Consider the following 20,852-nt stretch of genomic DNA (forward strand, 5'->3'; position numbering starts at 1 on the left):
CTTCCTTACCGGGCGACGCTCAGCGTACGGTCACGAAGACCGGGTTCGAGTAGAACCACAGGTCGCTCCAGGGGCTCTCCAGCCCGTCGGCGAGTGGCTCGGCCTCGTCGGTGCTGGTGCCCCGTACCCGGGCGTAGAGGTCGGTCTCGACGTTGCGCAGGGTGTGCCGGATGACGTACTCGTCGCCCTGCCGCCGCCAGTCGCGCGGACCGAACCGGGCGACCACCCTGGTGGTCGGGTTGGTGTCGGCGTCGCGGTTGGTGACCGGCCCGGTGACCTGCCCGACGATCAGGTCGACCCGCCGGACCTGCGGCCGGTCGCCGTTGTGGTTCGCGCCCGGCAGCGGCCGGAACCTGATCTCGATCTCGACGTCCGTCCGGTTGCGGCGGCTCAGCGTGATGCTCTCACCCACCGAGGCCGCCCGGCCCTGACCCCGGGCCGTGACGTCGAGGCCGGTGATCAGGTCACCGGTGGTGACGAAGATCCGGCCGGTACGCAGCGCGTCCATGATGTCGCCGTAGTCCTGCCGTGCGTTGACGTAGGTCTTGCTGTACTCGCCGGGCCAGAAGTCGGAGCCGCCCCGGGTCCAGTGCACGTGCGAGTCGGACGTCGCGGTGATCCACCAGCGCCGGCCCTCGCCCAGCAGCGAGTCCCAGAGTCCGCCGACCCGGGCGGTCATCTGGTCGAAACCGCCGTGCGTCGGGTAGTTGCCGTAGCCACCCCGCGCGCCGCCGTTGAGCGGGCCCGCCTGGTGGCCCGGGGCGCCTTCGAAACCGACGTAGATGTCCGGGGCGGTGTCCTGGTTGTTGCGGAACTCGTGCGGGGTGTCCTGTCCCCAGACGCCCCAGCCGCTCGCCGAGCGGGCCGCGTGGTGCGCGATCACCAGCGGCTTGTGCGGCATGTGCTTCGCGTACGAGAGGAACTCGATCATCTTGGCCTCGGTGTCGCGGCCCTTGTCGGCGGGGTACGGCTCGTTCTTGGCGAACTTGCTCTCCAGGTCGTGGAGCATCTTCGCCTCGTCGTCGTGCCGCGGGATCATCAACGTGTGGTGGTCCATCGCGGGCGCGTCGAACTCCATGCCCCAGAACTGCAGCACCTCCGGTACGAGCCGGCGGGAGAGCAGCAGGTCGGGGTACGCCTGCTCCAGGTTGACCTTCGAGTGGTTCGGTCCACCGTGGTCGGTGCACATCGCCCAGGTCAGACCGAAGTTCTTCGCCATGATCGCGTTGGTCACGATCGGGTACACCGCGTCGGCGCCCTTGACGAACGTCGGCGGGTTGGTTGACGTGTCGTAGTCGCCGCTGTACTCGGAGTGGATGTGGTGGTCGCCGGCCCGCCACGCCCGGTCGCGCGGGTTACCGTGCGGGGCTCCGGTGTGCTCTCCCTTGTCGTGCGCCCGTGCCGCGCCGCCGCCGACGAGCGGGCTGGCGGCGGCGAGCGTGGCGCCGACTCCCGCGTACTTGACCAGTTGGCGCCGCGAAACCTGCGAACGCTCGGAATCTTCTCGCATCTGGAGCCTCTCCTTGAGACAGCCGTGGCTGTGACCAGCGGGGAGTCTCATGGAGTGGGCTGAATACCCGGTGAACAAAGATCAGCATGACAGGAACAGTCGGTCCCGACGGCCTGAATCGGCCGCCGTCACCGTCACCCGGAGTGCGCGGAACTCGTACCGCGGCGCCGTGTGGTCGGCTGCTCAGCAGTCACAGCCGCAGCAGTCGCAGTCACAGTTGCAACTGCAACAGTCACAGTTCCGGGTGCACCAGCACCGGTCGTCGCAGCCGCTCTTCCGATGTTTGCTCCAGGGCGGCTGCCACAGTCCACATGTGCAGGTCACCAGGGCGCAGGCGCCGCCGACGACCAGTGGTGCCGTGCAGCCCTCCGGCCGCCGGGCCGGTGGCGGCCCGGTCGGGTGACCGGTCGGGTTGCTGACCGGGTGACCGGGCTGGTCCGGCGACGACGGTGGGATCGTCGACCAGTCCGGACCGGCGACCGGCACCGCCGGACGGGAGTCGGCCGCGAGAGCGAAGGTCCGGTCGATGGCGTGCCCCACCTCCCGGACCAGCAGCGCCCGGGCCAGCGACCGGTTCGGGAGGACCGCGTCGGCGAGGGCCAGCCGCAGACCCTCGTGCGCGTCCTCGCAGAGCCGGCGCGCCTCGGCCAGGTCGGTGCCGGTCGCGTGCAGCGGGTTGAAGACGTTCCGGGCGACGTCGTCGGCGTGATCCTCGACCGCGTCCAGCAGGTGTGCGATCCGGCCGAAGAAGCGTCCGGCCTCCGCCAGCGCGTCGGCGTTGCCCGGCACACCGGCCAGCACCGCGGTGTGCGCGAAGGCGGCGGCGACGGCCGTCTCGGCCGGTTCGGTGGCGAGCAGGACCGGTACGCCCGGTCGGAGTTCGCGTTCCAGCGTCGCCTGTCGGGCCACGGCCTCGACGAGCGTGCCGGTGTCGAAGCCGACCTTGCCGGCGGTGCGCGCGCCGGCGCCGGCCCATCCGTCGGCCAGTCGGTCGGCCACCGCCGCGATCGCGGGGATCCGTAGCGCGCCGTCCCGGTCGCTGACGTGGTCACGGGTCTTACCGGCGGCGAGCACCAGGGAGACCGCGGCGGCCAGCCGCGCGCCGGGATCGGCCGACGGGAGCACGTCGGCGGAGCGGAAACCACGCAGCGCGCACGGCGCCGCGCGCCGGTAGCCGACCGGCGCGGTGCGTTGTGCCTCCAGAAGTACGCTGACCAGCAGCCCGTCGTAGTTCGTGGTGAGCCGGGCCCGGTGTCCGTGCTCGTCGCGCAGGGTCAGACAGAGCCCACACAGGTGACCGAGCCAGGCGTCGTGCAGCTTGCCGCACATCCGGTGCCGACACGGCCGGACGATCCCGAACACTTCTGCCCCCTGATCTTGATGCCGTCCGGGCGGAGCGTATCGGCTTCCGTCGCCGACCACGACCCCGCGTCGTCACCGGGGTGGGGATCCCTTCCGACCGGACGTACCCGGCGCGCGGGTCGCCCCGGCGGGCGCACGACAGCCAGATTTGGCCGGTTATAGCCCGAAAACCAGCTATCGTCGGTGACGTTGTCGGCCGGCGGCTCGTCGCGTACTCCGACCGTCACGCAACCGCGGGGGGCCGCTGATGCAGGAGATCGTCGGAGAGGCCCTGGCCCGGCGTTTGGCCGACTGGGGCGTCGACACCGTCTTCGGCCTGCCGGGCGACGGGGTCAACGGGCTGATGGAGGGCTTTCGGCGGCAGCGCGATCGGCTCCGGTTCGTGCTGGTGCAGCACGAGGAGGCGGCCGCCTTCATGGCCACCGGACACGCCAAGGGCACCGGGCGGCTCGGCGTCTGCGTCGCCACCTCCGGACCCGGCGCGATCCACCTGCTCAACGGCCTGTACGACGCCAAACTCGACCACGCCCCGGTACTGGCGATCACCGGGCTGCCGGAGACCTCGGTGCTCGGCTCGCAGTACCAGCAGGAGGTGGAGGCGACGTTGCTGTACCAGGACGTCGCGGCCTACAACCTGGCGGTGACGAATCCGCAGCAACTGCCCGGCGTCGTCGACATCGCGATCCGGCACGCCCTGGCCAATCGAACCGTGGCCCACCTGAGTTTTCCCAGTGACATCCAGGTGGCCGCCGCCTCCGCAGACCCGTACCGGCACGTCAGCCCGGGAACGCCGTCGGCCAGCAGCCCGAGTTTCGCCACGCCGTTGATGCCGGCGACACACGAGGAGCTGGCCCGGGCCGCAGAGGTGCTCGGCGCCGGGCGGAAGGTCGCCATGCTGGTCGGGATCGGGGCGCGGGACGCCCGCGACGAGGTGCTGGCGGTCGCCGACGCGCTCGGCGCACCGATCGTCAAGACCCTGCCCGGCAAGCAGGTGGTCCCTGACGACCACCCGCTCACCACCGGTGGCCTCGGGCTGCTCGGCACGAAGCCGAGCGAGCAGGCGATGGAGGAGTGCGACACCCTGCTGATGGTCGGCACCGCCTTCCCGTACGGGAAGTACCTGCCCGCGCCGGACCAGGCCCGGGTCGTGCAGATCGACCACGACGCGAGCCGGATCGGACTGCGGCTGCCGGTGGAGGTCGCGGTCACCGCCGACGCCCGGCTGGCGTTGCGGCATCTGCTGCCGCTGTTGACCCGGCAGGCCGACCGGTCCTTCCTGACCCGGCACCAGCGGGGCCGCGACGAGTGGCGGGCCGACATGCGGGCGCTGCGTGACGCGAGCCGGAGCCCGGTCGCGCCGCAGTACCTCGTCGGCTGCCTCGACGAACTCGCCGCCGACGACGCCATCCTGACCTGCGACTCAGGCACCGTCACGACCTGGTCCGCGCGGTACTGGACGATCCGGGGCGGCCGCGAGTACTACCTCTCCGGCAACCTGGCGTCGATGGCGTGCGGGCTGCCGTACGCGATCGCGCTGCAGCACGCCTTCCCCGGCCGCCAGGTCATCGCGTACGTCGGAGACGGCGGCTTCGCGATGCTGATGGCCGAGTTCCTCACCGCCGTCCGGCACCAGTTGCCGGTGAAGGTGGTCGTGAACAACAACAACGCGTACGGGCAGATCCTCTGGGAGCAGATCATGCTCGGCTACCCCGAGTACGCCGTACGGCACCAGCAGCCGGAGGCGGACTTCGCCAACTGGGCGACCGGCTGCGGCGGGTACGGGGTCCGGGTCACCGACCCGGGGCAGGTGCCGGACGCGATCCGGGCGGCGCTGGCGCATCCGGGGCCGGCGCTCGTCGACTGTCTGGTCAACCCGAACGAGCCGCCGATGCCCGGCAAGATCCGCTACGAGCAGGCGAAGGCGTTCACCGAGTCGTTCCTGCGCGGCCAGCCGCACCGGGTGGCGACCCTGGCCACGGTCGCCCGCGACAAAATCAACCAACTCCGGTCCTGAGCCGGCGGTACGCCTCGGCCCTGCCTGCCTGCCTGCCTGCTGGCTGGCTGGCTGGCTGGCGGAGAGTGGCATGGGCCAGCACGCCACGGCGCACCGCCGCGCGGTCCGGTAGCCTGCGGCCGTCCGTGCCGCACCGTCCGGAGGGTCGCCGTCAATGAGTGCCAGCGCCGCCAACCTGCTCACCGCCCGCTGGGCGTCCATCCTCGACGGTGGTGGCACAGTCATCTCCGGCGCCGGCGTGTACCCGCTGCTGGCGCTTCTCGCCCGGCACGCGGCCGGCCCGGCCCGGGCGGAACTGCTCGCGGTCGCCGGCGAACCCGTCCGATTCGACCTCACCGGCTCGCCGACCACCCGAATGGCGCTCGGTGTCTGGTCCCGACACGACCTGCCGCTGACCAGCGAGTGGCTGGCCGCCGTGCCGGACTCGATGCGGGGTCAGCTGACCGGCGACAGCGACGCGGACCAGCGGGTCCTGGACGCCTGGGCGGCCCGGCACACCGACGGAGCCATCCCGGCCATGCCGGTGTCCGTGGACCAGGGCACCCTGATGGTGCTGGCCAGCGCACTCTCCGTGCTCACCGACTGGGCGGAGCCGTTCGAGGAGTACTGGACCCGACCGGCCTCCGGCCCCTGGCAGGGGCGGGACGTCAGCGGCCTGGCCCGGCGTACCCACGACCTGAGCGTGCTCCGGGTCGTCGACACCACGGCCGGACCGCTGACCCTGCTGACCGTCCAGGGCACCGGGGACGTCGACGTGGTCCTGGCGCTCGGCGGGCCGGGGCGTACCGCCGGGGAGGTGCTGCCCGCCGCGATCACGGTGCCGACCGACGGCCGCGACCGCGCCCTCGCCGACGGTCCCGGAGTCTCCGAGGCAGTCGTCACGGCTGTGGACGACCGGCCCGAGCTGCGGGTCTCCACCGTCGGATTCAGCGTCGAGGCCGACCACGACCTGTTGGCGAACGCCCCGCTGTTCGGGTTGGCCAGCGCGAGTGTCCAGGTCCCGGGGCACTTTCCCGGAATCAGTCCGGTGCCGCTGGCGATCTCGCAGGCCCGGCAGAGCGCGATGGCCACCTTCGGAGCACGGGGGTTCAAGGCCGCCGTGGTCACCGCCTTCGGCATGCGGGCCGGCTCGGTGCCGCCGCCGGCCAAGAAGCGGAAGCGGGTGGTGTCGTTCTCCGTCGACCGCCCGTTCGGCTTCCTCGCCGTACACCGGTCGACCGGCCTGGTGCTGGTCGCCGGCTGGGTCGACCAGCCCGACCCGTATCGGGCCTGATCCTCGGCTGCTGACCCGCGACGTCGGAACCCGGCGCTCCGGACCGGCGGGGACCGACGGTCCCCGCCGGTCGCCGGCCGGCACAAACCGGCTTGCGCGGCGTCCCGCACCCGAGCCATGATCTCCGCCATGTTCGACAGGAAGGGCGGCTTCCGCCCGCAACGGTGAGCGCCGTGGCGCCGACCGACCCGGTCGGTCGCGCTCGGCTGTTCTGCCGGCTCGGTGCTCGCGGCCGACCTGTCCCGTCTCCGCCGCGCACCAGCCCCGCCGGCTCCACCATCCCCTCGCCGGCTCGACAATCCGGGTCCCGCCCGTTTGACCAGTCGCGTCACTCCCAAATTCGTGGCCTGTGCGGCCAGCTGACCCGTGCGGCCCAGCCGGCCCAGTCGGCTCGGTCGGCGTGGTCGGGAATCGTGCACCGGCGGTCCGTCGCGCACCGGTTGCCGACGGCGCACCGGTCGCCGGTCGGCCTGGCCGCCTGGTCGTGCCCGGCCGCTGGATCCGTCGCCAGGTTCGACGAGCCGGTGTCCCACCGACGGCCGCCCGTCGAACCGCCCCGACCCGCCGGTCCGGCATCGGCGGTCTCGACTCCGAATCCTCGGACACATTCGCAACCCACAAACTCGGAGGTAAACCGATGAACGACGCCCTGAACGAGGCCGGTGAGCTGGTCGAGGCCGGTGACGCGGCGGCGGCGGTGCGACGGCTGCGGTCGATGGGGGACGAGGTGGCCCTCGACGATCTCGCGCCGGTGGTCGAACGGCTTGCCCGGTTGGCCGGCCTGGACGACCTCGCCCGGGCCTCGGCCCGGCTGGCCGCCGCGCCGGACCGGCCCCAGACGCTTTACGACTTCGGGTACGCCTGCGTCGAGCATGATCTGCCGTTCCTGGCCGTTCCGGCCCTGACCGAGGCGGTACGTCGGGCGCCCGAGGCTGATGCGGTGCTTGCCGAGCTGGTCGTGGCTCTGGAGGAAGAGCAGCGGCACGCCGACGCGGTGACCGCGCTCGAACGACGCGGTGACAGCCTTCCCGCGTGGCCGCACCGCTACCTGCTGGTCTACAACGCACTCATGGCTGGTGACCTGGCGCGGGCGGGCCGGCACCTCGACCGGCTGCCCGCCCCGGAGGACGGGGACTGGCGGCCTGCCCACGAGCGGGTGACCCGGATGGTCGCCCGGGCCGCCGTACTCGACGGGGGAGAGGCACTCGACCGGCGGGACCTGCGGGGTTGGCACTTCGTACTGACCGGCGGTGTGCTGAGCACCCTGTCGCCGTACGGCTTCGACGCGGGGATGACCGGGCGGTACGCGTACCAGCAGGACGATTACGACCTCTGCCGGCTCGGACTGGACCGGCTGCGGGTGATCCTGGCGGCGGCGGGTCGGCGGCCCCGGTCGGTGTCGCTGCTGCCGGACCGGTCGAGCCGGATTCTGGGGCTGGCCGCGGCGGAACTGCTCGGAGTACCGGTCGGGCCGATCGGCGCCGAGCGTCGGGACACCCTGGTGGTGGCGTACGACCTCAGCGCGGTCGAGGACCGCGACCTGTTGGTCGCGCTCCGGGACCGCGCTCCCGGTGAGGTCCTGTTCGAACACGGCACCTGCTGGACCAGCCCGCCGGCGGTCTCCGCCGACGTCAGCACCCTGCTGGCACAGTTCCTCGTGCCGCCGTGGGGGGAGCGGCTGCGGCGGCAACCGGACGGCTCGGTGGGCCGGGCGCCGGGCGACGACCGGCCGGTCGAGGAACTCGCCGCCGAGATCGTTCGGGCCCAGGGCAGGGCGGATGCCGGTGACGGTGCGACGCCGCCGGACCCGGACGAGGCACTCGCCCGCTTCGTGGCGACGGTCGCCAACCGGTGGCCGACCGGCCCTCGCGACCGGGTCCGGTCGTCGGGGCCGGTGCCGAGCTCCCGGTTCGGCTGAGCCTCTGCGGTTAGGAGGGGCCCCTTCCTATACAAGAAGCGATAGGAAGGGGCCCTTCCTTACAGGCGGAGGAGGTCGAGTGCCGCCGCGACGAGTTCCTCCGGCGTCAGCGAGACGTCGAGGGTGAGGATCCGCTCGTCGGGTTCGGGCCGCTCCAGGGTGGCGATCTGGGAGTCGAGCAGGCTCGCCGGCATGTAGTGGCCGGTGCGTCGGGCCATGCGTGCCCGGATCACCTCGGCGGGTCCGTCGAGCAGGACGAAGTCGAGGCTCGGCGGGCCCTCCCGGAGAACGTCCCGGTAGGCGCGTCGCAGCGCGGAACAGGCCAGCACGGTGGACGTTCCCTCGGTGGCCCGGGCCGCCATCCAGCCGGCCAGTTCGCGCAGCCAGGGCCAGCGGTGTGTGTCGTCCAGCGGTACGCCGGCCCGCATCAGCGCCACGTTGGCGGGCGGATGGAACTCGTCGGCCTCGACGAAGGTCAGCCCGGTCGCGGCGGCGATGCCCCTGGCCACGGTGGTCTTGCCCGACCCGGACACGCCCATCACGACGATGTGCCGGGTCGGGCGGACCTGAGCGGGGACGGACGGACCGTCACCAGTCATGGACGGTCCCGTCCTTGAGCCGGTTGAACGGCAGGTACGCCGGCACGTACGGGAACCGGGCCGCGGCCTCCTCGTCGAGTTCGACACCGAGACCGGGCTGCTCGCCCGGGTGCAGGTAGCCGTCGGTGAAGGTGAACGACTGCCGGAACACCTCGTTCGTCAGCGGCCCGTGCTGCATGTACTCCTGGATCCCGAAGTTGTGGATCGCGAGGTCCAGGTGCAGCGCGGCGGCCATGCCGACCGGGGAGATGTCGGTCGGGCCGTGGATGCCGGACTTGATCTGGTACTGGGCGGCGTAGTCGAGCAGCTTGCGCATCGCGGTGATGCCGCCGGTGTGGGTGACCGCCGAACGGACGTAGTCGATCAGTTGTTCCCGGATCAGCGTCTGGTAGTCCCACACCGTGTTGAAGACCTCGCCGATCGCCAGCGGGGTGGTGGTGTGCTGCCGGACCAGCCGCAGCGCCTCCTGGTTCTCCGCCGGGGTGCAGTCCTCCAGCCAGAACAGGTCGTACGGCTCCAGCGCCTTGCCGAGCTTGGCGGCCTGGATCGGGGTCAGCCGGTGGTGTGCGTCGTGCAGCAGCGGCAGCTCGGGGCCGAACTCGTTGCGGACCGCCTCGAAGACCCCGGGCAGGTGCCGCAGGTAGGCGCGGCTGTCCCAGTCCTCCTCGGCGGGCAGCGGGATGCGTTGGGCGGGCTCGTAGTCGTACCGCTTGCCGTCGACGCTGGGCTGGGTGGCGACCCCGTAGACGGCGTTGATTCCCGGCACCGAGGTCTGCACCCGGATCGACCGGAAGCCGAGTTCCAGGTGGCGCCTGATCGAGTCGAACAGCTCCGGCAGGTCCCGTCCGGAAGAGTGGCCGTACGCCATGATGCCGGTCCGGGACGCCCCGCCGAGCAGCTGGTAGAGCGGCATGCCGGCGGCCTTCGCCTTGATGTCCCAGAGCGCCACGTCCACCGCCGCGATCGCCGCCATGGTGACCGGGCCGCGCCGCCAGTACGCGGAGCGGTAGAGGAACTGCCAGGTGTCCTCGATCCGGTGCGGGTCACGGCCGATCAGCAGCGGTACGACGTGGTCGGTGAGGTACGAGGCGACGGAGAGTTCGCGTCCGTTCAGGGTGCCGTCGCCCAGCCCGGTGAAGCCCTCGTCGGTGGTGATCTTCAGGGTGACGAAGTTGCGGTCCGGACTGGTCACGATGACGTCCGCGGCGACGATCTTCACGGCGTGCCTTTCTGGGGGTCGGTGGATCGATTGTCGGAGGTCGGCCGGCTCGCCCGCCGGGCCGGGTCCCCGGCCCGGCGGTTCAGCCGGGCGGACGGCGGGACGGCCGGCTCACGTCGGTCGGCTCACCACTCGGCGAACGAGCCGTCGGGGTGCCGCCAGACCGGTCCCCGCCAGCCGTGTCCGCGCTTGTCCGCCAGCCGTACGGCATTCTCGTCGATCTCGATGCCGAGGCCGGGGCCGGTGAACCGGAGGATGTGCCCGTCGACGAAGTTCAACGGCGTGGTGTCCAGGACGTAGTCGAGCACCTCGGCACCCTGGTTGTAGTGGATGCCGATGCTCTGCTCCTGGATCAGGTGGTTGGGAGTCGCGAACGCCACCTGCAGGCAGGCGGCCAGCGCGATCGGCCCCAGTGGACAGTGCGGCGCCAACTGTACGTCGTACGTCTCGGCCAGTGCCGCGATCTTGCGTACCTCGGTGATCCCACCGGCGTGTGACAGGTCGGGCTGGGCGACCGCGATACCGGCCTGCAGCACCGGCAGGAACTCCTGCCGACTGTAGAGCCGCTCGCCGGTGGCCACCGGGGTGCTGGTGGCGCGCACGAACTCGCCGATCAGGTGCGAGTTCTCCGGCACCACCGGCTCCTCGAGGAAGAACGGCCGGTACGGCTCCAGCAGCGGCGCGACCCGGCGCGCGTTGGCCAGGGTGAACCGACCGTGGAAGTCCACCGCGACGTCGCGGTGCGCGCCGAGCACCTCGCGGGCGGCGGCGACCCGGCGGACCACCCCGTCGAGTTCGGCGACGGAGGCGATCGGGCTCATCCGGCCGGAGGCGTTCATCTTGACCGCGGTCAGCCCCGCCGCGACCTGTTCGGCGACGTGGTCGGCGACCTCGGCCGGTTCGTCGCCGCCGACCCAGCCGTAGATCCGGATCCGGTCCCGGACCGGCCCGCCGAGCAGTTGGTGCACCGGCGCGCCGAGGTGTCTGCCGGCGATGTCCCACAGCGCCTGGTCGATCCCGGAGACGGCGCTGGCCAGGATCGGCCCGCCCCGGTAGAACGAGCCCTTGGTCAACACCTGCCAGTGGTCCTCGATGCGCAGCGCGTCCCGGCCGACCAGCAGTTCGCTCAGCTGCTCGACGGCGGTGCGGACGGTCTCCGAGCGGCCCTCACAGGTCGCCTCGCCCCAGCCGACGAGCCCGCTCTCGGTCTCGACCCGGACGAACAGCCACCGTGGTGGGACGAGGAAGGTCTCGACCCGGACGATCTTTGTCATGCTCTGCCTCGACCTCAGCCCTTGGTAGCACCGGCGGTGAGGCCGGAGACGACGTACTTCTGCACGAACAGCGCGATCAGCATGATCGGCAGGGTGACCACGGTCGACGCGGCCATCAGGCCGCCCCAGTCGATGCTGGCGTAACCGACGAAGTCGAAGATCGCCACCGGCAGGGTCTTGGTGTCGGCTCCGGAGAGCACCAGGGCGAACATGAAGTTGTTCCAGGAGAAGATGAAGGACAGGATGCCGGCGGTGGCGATCCCGGGTGCGGAGAGCGGCAGGGTGATCCGGCGGAACGCTCCGATCGGAGTCAGGCCGTCGACCTGTGCCGACTCCTCCAGTTCCGTCGGCAGGCCGTCGAAGAAGCCCATCATGATGTAGACGATCAGCGGCAGCGACACGAACATGTGGCTGAGGATCAGTACGGTGAACCCGCCGACCAGCCGCAGGTTGCTGAAGACGTAGTACCACGGCACCAGCAGCGAGACACCGGGGATGACCCGGGCCATCAGCACCACCAGCGCGGACCTGCGCATGGTGAACCGGCTCATCGAGTACGCCGCCGGTACGCCGAGCAGCAGCGACAGCGCGGTGGCGGCGAACGCCACCCAGAGGCTGTTGCCGATGAACTGGAGGTAGTTCGCCTGCTGCAGCACCTTCGTGTAGTTGTCGAAGGTGGGGGAGAAGACGAGCGCCTTGCCGGAGTCGTAGATGTCGACGTTGGTCTTGAACGAGGCGCTGACCATCCAGAGCAGCGGAAGCAGCAGCGAGATCACCACGACCGCGAGCGCGACCGCCCGGAAGATCTTGTAGGCGCGACTCATCACCGCTCACCCTTCTTCTTGTTGCGCGAGGTGAGCAGCCACATCGAGCCGATGATGATCAGGAAGAAGATGATCAGCACGGTGGAGGAGATGCCGTACTCGTTGTAGTCGAAGCTCAGGCCGTAGGCGTACACGTTCAGGGTCTCGACCTCGTGGAACGAACCGCCGCCGCGACCCTTGGTGGCGTAGAGGATGTCGAAGGTCTTCAGCGCGTCGATGCCGCGCAGCAGGATCGCCACCACCACCGTCGGCATCAGCAGCGGCAGTGTGACGTGCCGGAACCGCTGCCAGGCGTTGGCGCCGTCCACCCGGGCCGCCTCGTCCGGCTCGTTCGACAGCGAGGTCAGCCCGGCGAGCAGGATCAGGACCACCATCGGCGTCCACTGCCACACGTCGATGAAGATCGTCGTCGGCAGCGCACTGTGCTGGCCGGCCAGCCAGGGCTGGGGTCCGATGCCGATCCAGCCGAGCGCCTGGTTGGCCATGCCGATGTTGGGGTCGAAGATGAGCCGCCACATCATGCCGACCGCGACCGGGGTGGCGACCAGCGGCATCAGGATCGCCACCCGTACCCACCGCTCGCCCCTGAACGGGCGCCACAGCAGCAGGGCGACGGCCATGCCGAGGACAACCTCGAAGAGCAGCGCGACGCCGGTGAAGCCGACGGTCCGGGCCACCGCCGGCCAGAACCGGTCGGTGTCGGAGAGCACCTCCAGGTAGTTCTGGAAGCCGATGAACTCGGACTCCGCCCGTACCGAGCCCTCGGCGTCGGTCAGGCTGAGGTAGAGGGTCCAGGCCAGCGGAAAGATGATCAGCGCACCGACGAACGCCATGGCCGGCGCGGCGAAGAGCCACTTGCGGTGGTTGTTCGCCCAGCGCGTCCAGGCGGACGTGTCGTCGAACGTCGGGGTGGAGGGGTTGACTGCCATGGGAACTCCGGATTCGGGGCCATGAGAGGGGCGGTGCGCGCCGTGCCACGGGACACGGGAGGGCGGCCGTGCGCACGGGCCGGGGGCGCACATCGTGCGGCGCGGGCGGGGACCGTGCGGGCCCGCGCGCCGGGAGACACCGGCCGGGAGCCGCACCGGGGTGACGGGACGTGTGTCGGCGTCACCCCGGCGCGGTCGGCCTACTTCTCGTCGTCCAGCAGCTTCTGGAACGCCTGGTTGGCGGTTTCCGCCGAGGCGGCGACGTCCTTGCCGGTGATGGCGTCCACGATCGGCTGGCCGACGATCTCCCGGGACTCGGCCACCTTCACCACCAGCGGGCGGTCGTGCCCGACGCCGCTGGCGGTGCTGACCGCGATCGCGTCCGCCAGGTCCTTCGGGTACGTCGCGATGCCCTCCGGGTTCGCCCAGACCGAGGTACGCGCACCCGGCACACCCGCCTTCTGCTGGGCCAGCGCCTGCTCCTTGCCGGCCGCCCATTCGATGAACTTCCAGGCGTTGGTCTGGTTCTCCGACGCGTCGTTGACACCGAGCGCCCAGGACGGGATGTTGTACGGCTTCGAGCCGGCCGGTCCGGCCGGGAAGGCGGCGAACCCGACGGTGTCGGAGACCTTCGACTTGGCCGGGTCGGTGGCGTTCTTGTAGAGCGAGTTGGCCTCGGTGTAGAAGGCGGCCTTGCCCTGGGTGAAGATGGCCATCGCCTCGGACCAGCTCATGTCGGTGCTGATGTTCTCCGGGCCGTTCTCCCGCAGCAGCCCGCCGTAGAAGGCGTACGCCTGCTTGGCCTGCTCGGAGTTGACCGAGGCCTTGCCGCTGGCGTCGACGAAGTCGCCGCCGAAGCTGAACAGGAAGCTGGAGAACTGGGTGACCGCCGCGGCCTTGCCGGTGCGGGCCACGAAGCCTGCGGTGCCCGGGTTCTCCGCCTCGATCTTCGCCGCCGCCGCCTTGAGCTCGTCGAGGGTCTTCGGCGGTGCGCTGTAGCCGGCCTTCTGCAGCAGGTCCTTGCGGTAGTAGAGGACCTCCTGCTCAGTGATGATCGGAACGCCGACCACCTTGTCCTCGTAGCTGGTGGCCTGCAGCGGGCCGCTCTGGAAGTCGTCGAGGGCGAAGTCCGCGCTGCCCTTGGCCTTGTCGGTCAGGTCGGCCAGGTAGCGGTTCTTGGCGAAGAGCTTCCCCTCCTGCAGGGGGCGGTACATCATCACGTCGATGTCGCTGGAGCCGGCGTTGAGCTTGACGTTGTACTGGTCGGAGAGCTGGTCCTCGCCCAGCTGCGTGACCTCGACCTTGAGGCCGGTCTGCTGCTCGAACTCCGGCAGCGCCTTCTTGATGTTCTCGGTCCAGACGTGGTTGACGAGGGTGACCCGCAGGGTGTTCGAGCCGCCGCCGTCGTCTCCGCCGCCGCAGGCGGACAGACCGAGGGCAGCCACCACGGCCAGTGAGGTTCCGAATATCGATCGACGCAACACGTCCATCTTCCCTTCACTCGCGAACGACCCGCCGTTGGGCCGCCGCCGCGGATGCCCTACATCCGCTTAGTGCCGGATGTTAGATCCATAAACCATACTTATGCAATAGCAGACCTTTCACTGATAAGCTTTATTGATGGTCTCGCCGTCTTCTGAGGACGCGTCCGTCCACCTGGGTGACGCATCCCCCCGACTCGCCGGCATCGTCGAGTCGGGGCTGCACGCCCGCCTGCTCGACCAGCTCGGCACGGCCGTCTGCGGCGGTCGGCTCACGCCGGGGTCGGTGCTCTACATCGACGACCTCGTCGAGCAGTACGCCGTCTCCCGCTCGGTCGTCCGGGAGGTCCTGCGGGTGCTCGCCTCGATGGGCCTCGTCGAGTCCCGTCGCCGGGTCGGCACGCTGATCCGCGCCGCCACCGACTGGAACGTCTTCGATCCTCAGGTGATCCGCTGGCGGCTCGCCACCGCCGGTCGGCTCGCGCAGCTGCGCTCCATCACCGAGCTGCGGGCCGCAGTCGAACCGCAGGCCGCCTCGCTGGCCGCCGGGCGGGCGACCCCGGAGCAGGCCAGTGACCTGGTCGGGCTCGCCGCGAAGATGTGGGCGGCGGGCACGGCCGGCAACGAGGCCGAGTTCCTCCGCCTCGACATCGAGTTCCACCACCTGGTCCTGGCCGGCTCCGACAACGAGATGTTCGTCAAGCTGCACGAGCTGGTGGCCGAGGTCCTCGCCGGCCGCTACCACTACGACCTGATGCCGCACTACCCGCACGAGCAGGCGTTGACGTTGCACGCCGAGGTGGCACAGGCGATCCAACGGCGGGACGGCGAACGGGCCAGGACCGCGATGGTTCAGATCATGGAACAGGCGATGACGGAGATGAGCGCTCTCTGGGCGCGGGCCGGCACGGCCCCGGCCTGCTGACCACGGTCCGCTGACCGGGTGCCGCCGGGGTCGCGCCTGACGGGCCGCCACCGGGGTCGCGCCCGGCCGGGTCAGCCGCTACGGGCGAACCCGCCCCTGGGCGCGATCAGCTCCAGGTTGGTCCCGTCCGGGTCGTTGAAGTAGGCGACCTCGGTGCCCGCCGCGTCCGGCGGCGACACCTCCTCCACCACGAACGTGTACGGCTCACCGAGGAACTCGATCCCGGCGTCCCGCATCCGCTGGTGGACCCCACGCAGGTCGTCGACCTGGAAGCAGAGGTGCATCGAGCCCGGCCGGTTCGCCGCCACCGAGGCGTGTTCACCGGCCGGCTCCTGGAACTGGACCAGGTCGATGCCCAGGTTCTCCAGGTGAAAGGTGGCGTAGCGCAGCCGGGTGATGGGCAGGCCCTGGGCCCGGGCGAACCCTCCACCCCGCATCGTCTCGTCCCGGACCACCGGCGCGACCCCGGTGAGGGCCTGGTAGAACGCGACCGACCGGTCCAGGTCCGAAACGGAGATCCCGACGTGCGCGGCCGTACGGAGCCCGAACGGGGCGACGGACGGATCCGGGACGACCTGCGACATCGCGCTCCCATCCGTCGGCGCGGCACCGCCCTCGGGCGGCAACGTGCTGTCGCCGGTCGGCGGCGTGTCTCCGCCGGCCGGGGGCGACGTCGTCACGATAGCCGCCGGTACGGTGCCCGGGCGGGTGAACCGGGCTTTCCCGTACACCGCCCGGACCAGGCCGACGGCGGAGATGAGGGCCCAACTGCCCTCGAGGAGGAGGAAGCCCCACGACCGGTCCGCCAGGGCGATCACCGCGAGGACGGCCGAGCCGGAGAGATTGAACACGAGGTACGGGAGGGAGTCCGGGGAGAGCCGGGAGGTCTGGGCGGCCGCGAAGGCCGACAGGATCAGCAGGGAACCGACGATCTCGATCAGGTCGACAGGTGTCATGGGTTTCTGCGCGCCGTCTTTGCTGGGCCGGGTACGGCTGCGCGCTCGTCCGGGGCGGTCGCGTTCCTGGACCACCTGGTGATCGAGACTACCTCGACCGGCGGCCGGTCCACCGCCCCGTGCGGCCGGTGCGGGTGCCCGTGTCGCTGTCCGGGCCGGGCCGCTGCTGGTGGTGCGGTACGGGGGCCGGCCGGCGTACCCGCAGCCGCGACGGGTGGTCGGCGGGTGGTTCGATGCAGGCCGGAAACGGGCGAGGGAAGGGACAGTCGGGATGGCCGGGTACGAACGGAACGGGCGTCTGGGCGGTGGACGGATCCGCTGGGCCGAACCGGTACGCCGGGTGCTCACCCGGATGTTCCATGTCGAGGACGTCCCGGCGGACCCGCCCGGGGCGGCTGGTCCGGAGGCGGACCGGATCGTCGACTGCGCGACGTACCTGGAGGGCCGTCGGCTTCCGGGGCGGCTCGACCACCGGGCGGCGCTGGCCGCGGCACGTCGCGGCCGGGGGTTCGTGTGGCTCGGGCTGTACGAGCCCACCGAGGCGGACTTCGCGCCGATCGCCCGGACGTTCGGGCTGGACGACCTGGTCGCCCGGCACGCCGTCAACCGCGACCACCGCCCGGCGGTCGAGCGGTACGACCAGGTGACCGTGCTGGTGCTGCGGACCACCCGGTACGTGGAGCACTCGGAGCTGACCGAGACCTCCGAGGTGGTGGAGACCGGTGTGGTCACCGTTTTTGTCGGGCCGGCCTTCGTGATCACCGTCCGGCACGGCGCACCGGGCGCACTGCGGCCGGTCCGCGCCGACCTGGAGTCCCGGCCGGCCCTGCTGGCGCTCGGCCCGTGGGCCGTCGGCTACGCGGTCTGCGACCGGCTCGTCAACTCGTACGTCGAGGTCGCCGCCGCCGTGGAGGCCGACGTCGACGAGGCCGAGGAGCAGGTCTTCGCCCGGCGGCGACAGGACCAGAGCGCCCACATCTACCAGCTCAAGCGGGAGCTGATGGAGTTCAAGCGGGCGGTCGCCCCGCTGCAGCGCCCGCTGGCCGCGCTCCTCGAGGACCGGGTGCTGCCCCGACCCGTGACCCGGTACTTCCGGGACGTCAACAGCACCCTGCTGCGTACGGTGGAGCGGGTGGCCGCCTACGACGACCTGCTCAACTCGATCCTGCAGGCGCGGCTGGCCCAGGTGAGCGTGGAACAGAACAACGACATGCGCAAGATCGCGGCGTGGGCGGCGATCTTCGCGGTGCAGACCTTCATCGCCGGCCTCTACGGGATGAACTTCGCGGTCATCCCCGGCTCCGAGCTGCCGTACGGCTTCTTCGCGGTGCTGCTGGTGATGGCGGTCGGCACGGTGCTGATGTACCGGGGGTTCCGTCGGAACAACTGGCTGTGAGCTCGGGGCGGCTGGCAGCGGCGGCCGGCGGTCAGAGCCAGTCGCGGCGTTTGAAGATCAGGTAGAGCGTGGTGCAGACCACCAGCATCAGGAACAGCGCGTACGGATAGCCGAAACTCCAGTGCAGCTCGGGAATGTGGTCGAAGTTCATCCCGTACACGGTGCCGATCAGGGTGGGGGCGAACAGGATCGCGGCCCACGAGGAGATCCGTTTGATCTCCTCGTTCTGCGCGTAGCTCGCCTGGGTGAGGTTCTTGACCTCCTCGTTCTGTGCCTGCGAGACCAGGGTGGCGTTCAGGGTGAGGATGTCGGCCAGGATCTGCCGGAACTCGTTCACCCGTTCGGAGGCGGTGGTGGCGTGGTCGGCCACGTCGGCGAGAAGGCGGCGTAGTTCCTCGTCGGTGGCGTACTTGTCGAACCCGGCCTCGAGGCCCTTCAGGATGTCGAGCAGTGGTCGGGTCGCCCGCTGGAACTCGATGACCTCGCGGGACAGCTCGTAGATCCGTCGGGTCACCCGGGGTTCGCCGCCGAACACCTCCGTCTCGATCTCGTCGATGTCGTTCTGCAGCCCGCCGACCACCGGGGCGTAGCCGTCGACCACGCTGTCCAGGATCGCGTACAGCACCGCCTCCGGGCCACGTCGGAGCAGCTCCGGGTCGTGCTCCATCCGTCCGCGTACCGCCGTCAGGTCGGGGGCCTGCCCGTGTCGTACGGTCAGCACGAAGTTCGCGCCGACGAAGACGTGCACCTCGCCGAAGTCCACCTCCTCGGCCTCGTCCAGGTAGCGGGCGGCCCGGAGCACCACGAACAGGGTGTCGCCGTACCGCTCCAGCTTCGGGCGTTGGTGCGCGACGATGGCGTCCTCGACGGCCAGCTCGTGCAGGCCGAACTCCTCCGCGATGGTGAGCAGCTGGCGCTCGGACGGCCGGTACAACCCGATCCAGGCCATCGTGCCCGGTTGTTCCCGCAGCCGGCGACAGGTCTCCGACAGGCTGGGCGGCCCGTCGATCCGTACGCCGTCCCGGTAGATCGCCGAGGTGACCATGCTCTCCTCGACCGGCGGCGCGGCCGCCTCGGCTCCCCGGGGGTCCATCGAGAGTTCCGGCGGCGACTGCGGGTACCGGTCCTGGGAGCGGCGCAGGGCGCGCTTCGCCGGACGCAGAGCCCGCGAACGCCAGTCGGACATGCATAGCCTCCACAACGAGACGCCGGTCGACGTGTGCGGCGATCCCTCGAAGGGCTGGTCCAACACGTTCGGCCGACGGCCGTACCGGGCCGCCAGCCCACCTCACCTCCACCCGGTGCCGGGAGCGGAAACGGAGTCCGACCGGCTGGCACCGGGCAGGTGACCACCACCTTCACGTTAGGCCGGCCAACGACCGTTCGCACCCCGAGTCGCGGACAACCCCGGGCGTGCTGCCAGCCGCCGGCGGACCCGCCCGCCCGCGACGCGCCGACCCTTGCCCACGGCGAGTCGGCCCCGACCGACCCACCGCCCGTGGGCCCGCCGGCCCGGGTTGAAGTCGGCCGATAGGCCGGGTCAGCCCCTGACCGGCGTAGTCGCCAGCCGGAGTGAGCCCGCCGGTCGGCGTGAGCTCGCCGTCCCGGTGTGCAGTCCGTCGATCGGCCGGGTCAGCCGCCGGCGACCGAGGGGATCACCTGGACCTCGGCGTCGTCGCCGACCGGCGTGTCGAGGCCACCGACATGTCGGCAGTCCTCGCCGTCGACGTACACGTTGATGTAACGGCGGAGCTCGCCCTGCTCGTCGCGGAGGCGCCGGGTCAGTCGGGGCCAGCGGGCCGCCATCTCGTCGAGGACGGCCCGGAGCGTGCCGGCGCTGGTGACCGCCAACCGGCTTTCGCCGTCCGCCTCACCGCGCAGTGCGGCCGGTACGAGTACGGTCACCATCGCTACACCTGCGCGGCCCGGACGCAGAGCACGTCGGGCAGGTGGGCGGCGACCAGCGACCAGGAGTCCCCCTCGTCGCGGCTGGCGTAGACCTCGCCGGCGCGGGTGCCGAAGTAGACGCCGGCCGGGGTGGCGTCGTCCACGCACATCGCGTCGCGGAGCACAGCGGGGTGGTAGGGCCCGGTCGGCAGCCCCTGCGAGGCCGACTCCCAGGTCTGGCCGGCGTCGGTGGAGCGGAAGACCCGGCACCGCCGATCAACCGGGAAGCGCTCGCCGTCCGCCTTCAGCGGGAAGGTGAAGATCGTTCCGCCGTGGCGCGGATGGGCCACCATCGGGAAGCCGAAGTCGCTCGGCAGCCCGTCGGCGATCGACTCCCAGTTGACGCCCCCGTCCCGGGAGCGGTACACGCCGTGGTGGTTCTGCGCGTAGAGCTGTTCGGGATCGGCGGCGTCCCGGGCCACCTTGTGCACGCACTGGCCGAACTCCGGCCACTCGTCGGGCAGGAAGTAGGCCCGGATGCCGGTGTTCTGCGGGCGCCAGGTCTCGCCGCCGTCGTCCGTGGCGTAGACCCCGCCGGTCGACATGGCGACCAGGACCCGGGCCGGGTCGGCAGGATGCGGCAGCACGGTGTGGATGGCCTGGCCGCCGAAGCCCTCGCCCCACTGCTTGCGGTGCGGATGGTCCCAGAGCGGGCGGACCAGCTCGTAGTGGACGCCGCCGTCGACCGATCGGAAAAGCGCGGACGGCTGGGTGCCCGCGTAGACCACGTCCGGCTCGTCGGCCGGGCCGGGTGCGAGCTGCCACACCCGTTCCAGACTGACGCCGGCGTCGGCGGGGAACGCCAACGGTGCCTCGGCGGGTTCCTGCCAGGTCGCACCGAGGTCGTCGCTGGTGGCGACAGCCGGGCCGAAATGCGAGCTGGTGACTCCGGCGAGCAGTCGGGGCGTGGGCCGGCGGGTGTCGATGGCGACCGAGTAGACCCCGGTCATCGGGAAGTGCGGTCCACTGACCTGCCAACTGGCCCGTCCGTCGTCGCTGGTGGCGAGGAAGAGGCCCTTGCCGGTGCCGATCGCGAGCAGGGCTGTCATGATCGATCCCTCCGCTGGGTAGGGTGCTGCCGCGGTCAGTATGACGAGGGTGACCGACAGAATCCCTGCCTGCGGTGCCGGCGGCCAGCCCGCCGGACGATCGGATCCACCACCCGTACGGTCCACCCGCGCTCCGGCCGCCTCGTCGCGGTGGCCGCCCCGGTTCGGTCGGTGCC

General features: G+C 71.1%; 17 protein-coding genes and 1 riboswitch. Of the genes, 5 read left to right on the top strand and 12 right to left on the bottom strand.

Features of this window, described 5'->3' with window-relative positions:
• Positions 1-19: 19 nt before the first annotated feature.
• Both V1633_RS10105 and V1633_RS10110 read right to left on the bottom strand, forming a co-directional pair.
• Positions 20-1,510 (bottom strand): CehA/McbA family metallohydrolase domain-containing protein, encoded by a 1,491-nt coding sequence (locus V1633_RS10105; protein ID WP_331213965.1) that lies wholly within the window; start codon positions 1,508-1,510, stop codon positions 20-22.
• A gap of 183 nt (positions 1,511-1,693) precedes the next feature.
• Positions 1,694-2,872: a DUF5685 family protein gene (locus V1633_RS10110; protein ID WP_331213966.1), complete on the bottom strand. Its 1,179-nt coding sequence runs from the start codon at positions 2,870-2,872 to the stop codon at positions 1,694-1,696.
• A 247-nt stretch (positions 2,873-3,119) separates the two neighbouring features.
• Between V1633_RS10110 and V1633_RS10115 the strand changes: the two genes are divergently transcribed.
• The 3 genes from V1633_RS10115 (at position 3,120) to V1633_RS10125 (ending at position 8,077) form a co-directional block, all read left to right on the top strand.
• Positions 3,120-4,886 (top strand): thiamine pyrophosphate-dependent enzyme, encoded by a 1,767-nt coding sequence (locus V1633_RS10115; RefSeq protein WP_331213967.1) that lies wholly within the window; start codon positions 3,120-3,122, stop codon positions 4,884-4,886.
• Between the two features lie 154 nt (positions 4,887-5,040).
• Entirely contained in the window at positions 5,041-6,159 is a 1,119-nt protein-coding gene (locus V1633_RS10120; RefSeq protein ID WP_331213968.1) for a serpin family protein, read from the top strand.
• A 637-nt stretch (positions 6,160-6,796) separates the two neighbouring features.
• Positions 6,797-8,077 carry a hypothetical protein gene (locus tag V1633_RS10125; RefSeq protein WP_331213969.1) on the top strand — a complete coding sequence of 427 codons (1,281 nt, stop codon included), beginning with the start codon at positions 6,797-6,799 and terminating at the stop codon, positions 8,075-8,077.
• A 59-nt stretch (positions 8,078-8,136) separates the two neighbouring features.
• Here V1633_RS10125 and V1633_RS10130 read toward each other — a convergent pair whose 3' ends face one another.
• The 6 genes from V1633_RS10130 to V1633_RS10155 all read right to left on the bottom strand — a co-directional run bounded on the left by V1633_RS10130 (position 8,137) and on the right by V1633_RS10155 (position 14,367).
• Positions 8,137-8,676: a gluconokinase gene (locus tag V1633_RS10130; protein ID WP_331213970.1), complete on the bottom strand. Its 540-nt coding sequence runs from the start codon at positions 8,674-8,676 to the stop codon at positions 8,137-8,139.
• Positions 8,666-9,895, bottom strand: a complete 1,230-nt coding sequence (gene manD, locus V1633_RS10135; RefSeq protein WP_331213971.1) for a D-mannonate dehydratase ManD — start codon at positions 9,893-9,895, stop codon at positions 8,666-8,668. The genes V1633_RS10130 and manD overlap by 11 nt, the downstream gene beginning before the upstream one ends.
• Before the next feature lie 125 nt (positions 9,896-10,020).
• Complete coding sequence (gene dgoD / locus V1633_RS10140) at positions 10,021-11,169, bottom strand: galactonate dehydratase (RefSeq protein ID WP_331213972.1); 1,149 nt, start codon at positions 11,167-11,169, stop codon at positions 10,021-10,023.
• 14 nt (positions 11,170-11,183) lie between these two features.
• Positions 11,184-11,993, bottom strand: coding sequence for a carbohydrate ABC transporter permease (locus V1633_RS10145; RefSeq protein ID WP_331213973.1), 810 nt, complete (start codon positions 11,991-11,993; stop codon positions 11,184-11,186).
• The gene (locus V1633_RS10150) at positions 11,993-12,922 is read right to left on the bottom strand and encodes a carbohydrate ABC transporter permease (protein WP_331213974.1); all 930 of its coding nucleotides are present in this window, start codon (positions 12,920-12,922) and stop codon (positions 11,993-11,995) included. Before V1633_RS10150 ends, V1633_RS10145 begins: the two co-directional genes overlap by 1 nt.
• Before the next feature lie 200 nt (positions 12,923-13,122).
• Positions 13,123-14,367 (bottom strand): ABC transporter substrate-binding protein, encoded by a 1,245-nt coding sequence (locus V1633_RS10155; RefSeq protein WP_331213975.1) that lies wholly within the window; start codon positions 14,365-14,367, stop codon positions 13,123-13,125.
• 175 nt (positions 14,368-14,542) lie between these two features.
• Here V1633_RS10155 and V1633_RS10160 point away from each other — a divergent pair, with 175 nt between their 5' ends.
• Positions 14,543-15,328 (top strand): FadR/GntR family transcriptional regulator, encoded by a 786-nt coding sequence (locus V1633_RS10160; protein ID WP_331213976.1) that lies wholly within the window; start codon positions 14,543-14,545, stop codon positions 15,326-15,328.
• 71 nt (positions 15,329-15,399) lie between these two features.
• On the opposite strand, the gene V1633_RS10165 is transcribed toward V1633_RS10160, so the two are convergent.
• Positions 15,400-16,284 (bottom strand): VOC family protein, encoded by an 885-nt coding sequence (locus V1633_RS10165; RefSeq protein ID WP_331213977.1) that lies wholly within the window; start codon positions 16,282-16,284, stop codon positions 15,400-15,402.
• 7 nt (positions 16,285-16,291) lie between these two features.
• Positions 16,292-16,362: riboswitch (guanidine-III (ykkC-III) riboswitch) on the bottom strand.
• 193 nt (positions 16,363-16,555) lie between these two features.
• Here V1633_RS10165 and V1633_RS10170 point away from each other — a divergent pair.
• Positions 16,556-17,680, top strand: coding sequence for a magnesium and cobalt transport protein CorA (locus V1633_RS10170; RefSeq protein ID WP_331213978.1), 1,125 nt, complete (start codon positions 16,556-16,558; stop codon positions 17,678-17,680).
• 31 nt (positions 17,681-17,711) lie between these two features.
• Here the strand turns inward: V1633_RS10170 and V1633_RS10175 are convergent, their stop codons facing one another.
• From V1633_RS10175 to V1633_RS10185, 3 genes are all read right to left on the bottom strand, one after another.
• The gene (locus V1633_RS10175) at positions 17,712-18,866 is read right to left on the bottom strand and encodes a magnesium and cobalt transport protein CorA (RefSeq protein ID WP_331213979.1); all 1,155 of its coding nucleotides are present in this window, start codon (positions 18,864-18,866) and stop codon (positions 17,712-17,714) included.
• A gap of 446 nt (positions 18,867-19,312) precedes the next feature.
• Positions 19,313-19,588 carry a ubiquitin-like small modifier protein 1 gene (locus V1633_RS10180; protein WP_331213980.1) on the bottom strand — a complete coding sequence of 92 codons (276 nt, stop codon included), beginning with the start codon at positions 19,586-19,588 and terminating at the stop codon, positions 19,313-19,315.
• A gap of 2 nt (positions 19,589-19,590) precedes the next feature.
• Complete coding sequence (locus V1633_RS10185; protein WP_331213981.1) at positions 19,591-20,676, bottom strand: WD40/YVTN/BNR-like repeat-containing protein; 1,086 nt, start codon at positions 20,674-20,676, stop codon at positions 19,591-19,593.
• Between the last annotated feature and the right edge of the window lie 176 nt (positions 20,677-20,852).

It is taken from the genome of Plantactinospora sonchi (assembly GCF_036422035.1).
In the GTDB taxonomy this organism is placed as follows: Bacteria; Actinomycetota; Actinomycetes; order Mycobacteriales; family Micromonosporaceae; genus Plantactinospora; species Plantactinospora sonchi.

Excerpts from the sequence above, each read along its gene's own strand:
- V1633_RS10180 (WP_331213980.1), bottom strand. The coding sequence starts at position 19,588 with ATGGTGACCGTACTCGTACCGGCCGCACTGCGCGGTGAGGCGGACGGC.
- V1633_RS10170 (WP_331213978.1), top strand. The coding sequence starts at position 16,556 with ATGGCCGGGTACGAACGGAACGGGCGTCTGGGCGGTGGACGGATCCGC.
- V1633_RS10105 (WP_331213965.1), bottom strand. The coding sequence starts at position 1,510 with ATGCGAGAAGATTCCGAGCGTTCGCAGGTTTCGCGGCGCCAACTGGTC.
- V1633_RS10115 (WP_331213967.1), top strand. The coding sequence starts at position 3,120 with ATGCAGGAGATCGTCGGAGAGGCCCTGGCCCGGCGTTTGGCCGACTGG.
- V1633_RS10145 (WP_331213973.1), bottom strand. The coding sequence starts at position 11,993 with ATGAGTCGCGCCTACAAGATCTTCCGGGCGGTCGCGCTCGCGGTCGTG.
- V1633_RS10150 (WP_331213974.1), bottom strand. The coding sequence starts at position 12,922 with ATGGCAGTCAACCCCTCCACCCCGACGTTCGACGACACGTCCGCCTGG.
- V1633_RS10165 (WP_331213977.1), bottom strand. The coding sequence starts at position 16,284 with ATGACACCTGTCGACCTGATCGAGATCGTCGGTTCCCTGCTGATCCTG.
- V1633_RS10130 (WP_331213970.1), bottom strand. The coding sequence starts at position 8,676 with ATGACTGGTGACGGTCCGTCCGTCCCCGCTCAGGTCCGCCCGACCCGG.
- V1633_RS10185 (WP_331213981.1), bottom strand. The coding sequence starts at position 20,676 with ATGACAGCCCTGCTCGCGATCGGCACCGGCAAGGGCCTCTTCCTCGCC.
- dgoD (WP_331213972.1), bottom strand. The coding sequence starts at position 11,169 with ATGACAAAGATCGTCCGGGTCGAGACCTTCCTCGTCCCACCACGGTGG.
- V1633_RS10160 (WP_331213976.1), top strand. The coding sequence starts at position 14,543 with ATGGTCTCGCCGTCTTCTGAGGACGCGTCCGTCCACCTGGGTGACGCA.
- V1633_RS10175 (WP_331213979.1), bottom strand. The coding sequence starts at position 18,866 with ATGTCCGACTGGCGTTCGCGGGCTCTGCGTCCGGCGAAGCGCGCCCTG.
- V1633_RS10125 (WP_331213969.1), top strand. The coding sequence starts at position 6,797 with ATGAACGACGCCCTGAACGAGGCCGGTGAGCTGGTCGAGGCCGGTGAC.
- V1633_RS10120 (WP_331213968.1), top strand. The coding sequence starts at position 5,041 with ATGAGTGCCAGCGCCGCCAACCTGCTCACCGCCCGCTGGGCGTCCATC.